Origin of the sequence: Zooshikella sp. RANM57 (assembly GCF_050749885.1) — a bacterium.
GTDB lineage: Bacteria > Pseudomonadota > Gammaproteobacteria > Pseudomonadales > Zooshikellaceae > Zooshikella.
In genome coordinates this window covers 2,501-5,195 of sequence record NZ_JBOIUB010000036.1, presented here as the reverse complement: position 1 = coordinate 5,195, position 2,695 = coordinate 2,501, and the positions used below count along the sequence as shown (strand labels likewise).

General features: G+C 53.4%; 2 rRNA genes (1 of these 2 only partly in view). Both read right to left on the bottom strand.

Going from position 1 to position 2,695, the window contains the following annotated elements:
• Positions 1-105: ribosomal RNA gene (gene rrf / locus ACQ96U_RS26915) — 5S ribosomal RNA — on the bottom strand; the annotation flags it as partial.
• Positions 106-160: 55 nt separating this feature from the next.
• Positions 161-2,695 (bottom strand): 23S ribosomal RNA (locus ACQ96U_RS26910) (it continues 359 nt past the right edge of the window).

Here is a 2,695-nt window from a genome sequence, read left to right as displayed (position 1 = left end):
TCCTACTCTCACATGGCGAAACGCCACACTACCATCGGCGCTGAGCAGTTTCACTTCTGAGTTCGGGATGGAATCAGGTGGTGCCCACTCGCTATCGTCGTCAAGCATAAACCTTTAGCAGAATCGTAACTACAACTCACTCAAATCACTTTGGCGTTATATGGTCAAGCCTCACGAGCCATTAGTACTGGTTAGCTCAACGCCTCACAACGCTTACACACCCAGCCTATCAACGTCTTAGTCTTAAACGGCTCTTCAGGGGCCTTACAGCCCAGGGAGACTTCATCTTGAAGGGGGCTTCCCGCTTAGATGCCTTCAGCGGTTATCCCGTCCGAACTTAGCTACCCGGCAATGCGTCTGGCGACACAACCGGAACACCAGTGGTTCGTCCACTCCGGTCCTCTCGTACTAGGAGCAGCTCTCCTCAAGTCTCCAACGTCCACGGCAGATAGGGACCGAACTGTCTCACGACGTTCTAAACCCAGCTCGCGTACCACTTTAAATGGCGAACAGCCATACCCTTGGGACCGGCTTCAGCCCCAGGATGTGATGAGCCGACATCGAGGTGCCAAACACCGCCGTCGATGTGAACTCTTGGGCGGTATCAGCCTGTTATCCCCGGAGTACCTTTTATCCGTTGAGCGATGGCCCTTCCATTCAGAACCACCGGATCACTAAGACCTACTTTCGTACCTGCTCGACATGTACGTCTCGCAGTTAAGCGCGCTTATGCCTTTACACTAACCGCATGATGTCCGACCATGCTTAGCGCACCTTCGTGCTCCTCCGTTACTCTTTGGGAGGAGACCGCCCCAGTCAAACTACCCACCACACACTGTCCTCGACCTGGATTACAGGTCAGAGTTAGAACCTCAAACATACCAGGCTGGTATTTCAAGGTCGGCTCCACCAGAACTAGCGTCCCGGCTTCAAAGCCTCCCAGCTATCCTACACAAGTAGGTTCAAAGTCCAGTGTGAAGCTGTAGTAAAGGTTCACGGGGTCTTTCCGTCTAGCCGCGGATACACTGCATCTTCACAGCAAGTTCAATTTCACTGAGTCTCGGGTGGAGACAGCGTGGCCATCGTTACGCCATTCGTGCAGGTCGGAACTTACCCGACAAGGAATTTCGCTACCTTAGGACCGTTATAGTTACGGCCGCCGTTTACCGGGGCTTCGATCAAGAGCTTCGCCTAAGCTAACCCCATCAATTAACCTTCCGGCACCGGGCAGGCGTCACACCCTATACGTCCACTTTCGTGTTTGCAGAGTGCTGTGTTTTTAATAAACAGTCGCAGCCACCTGGTATCTTCGACCACCAACAGCTTATGGAGCAAGTCCAATCACCATCAGCGGCGCACCTTCTCCCGAAGTTACGGTGCCATTTTGCCTAGTTCCTTCACCCGAGTTCTCTCAAGCGCCTTGGTATTCTCTACCTGACCACCTGTGTCGGTTTGGGGTACGGTTCCTAATGACCTGAAGCTTAGAAGATTTTCCTGGAAGCAGGGCATCAATCACTTCACTCTCTAATGAGAGCTCGTCGTCGCTTCTCGGCGTTGCGTTCCCGGATTTGCCTAAGAACACCGCCTACTAGCTTAAACCTGGATAACCATCACCAGGCTGACCTAGCCTTCTCCGTCCCTCCATCGCAGTCATTAGCAGTACTGGAATTTTAACCAGTTTCCCATCGACTACCACTTTCGTGCTCGCCTTAGGGGCCGACTCACCCTGCGCCGATTAACGTTGCGCAGGAACCCTTGGTCTTCCGGCGAGGGAGCTTCTCACTCCCTTTATCGTTACTCATGTCAGCATTCGCACTTCTGATACCTCCAGCCAACCTCTCGATTGACCTTCTACAGCTTACAGAACGCTCCCCTACCCCGCACACCTAAGTGTGCAGCCGCAGCTTCGGTGTCTAGTTTTAGCCCCGTTACATCTTCCGCGCGAGCCGACTCGACCAGTGAGCTATTACGCTTTCTTTAAAGGATGGCTGCTTCTAAGCCAACCTCCTGGCTGTCTGGGCCTTCTCACATCGTTTCCCACTTAACTAGAACTTGGGGACCTTAGCTGGCGGTCTGGGTTGTTTCCCTCTTGACGACGGACGTTAGCACCCGCCGTCTGTCTCCCGCGATTGCACTCCTCGGTATTCGGAGTTTGCATCGGTTTGGTAACCCGGGATGGGCCCCTAGCCGAAACAGTGCTCTACCCCCGAGGGTGAGACGCGAGGCGCTACCTAAATAGCTTTCGGGGAGAACCAGCTATCTCCGAGCTTGATTAGCCTTTCACTCCTATCCACAGGTCATCCCCTGGCTTTTCAACGACAGTGGGTTCGGGCCTCCAGTCAGTGTTACCTAACCTTCACCCTGCCCATGGATAGATCGCTCGGTTTCGGGTCTACTCCTAGCGACTAAACGCCCTATTCAGACTCGGTTTCCCTACGGCTCCCCTATACGGTTAACCTTGCCACTAAAAGTAAGTCGCTGACCCATTATACAAAAGGTACGCAGTCACCCGTCCGAAGACAGGCTCCCACTGCTTGTATGCATACGGTTTCAGGGTCTATTTCACTCCCCTCAACGGGGTTCTTTTCGCCTTTCCCTCACGGTACTGGTTCACTATCGGTCAGCTGGGAGTATTTAGCCTTGGAGGATGGTCCCCCCATTTTCAGTCAAGATAACACGTGTCCCGACCTACTCG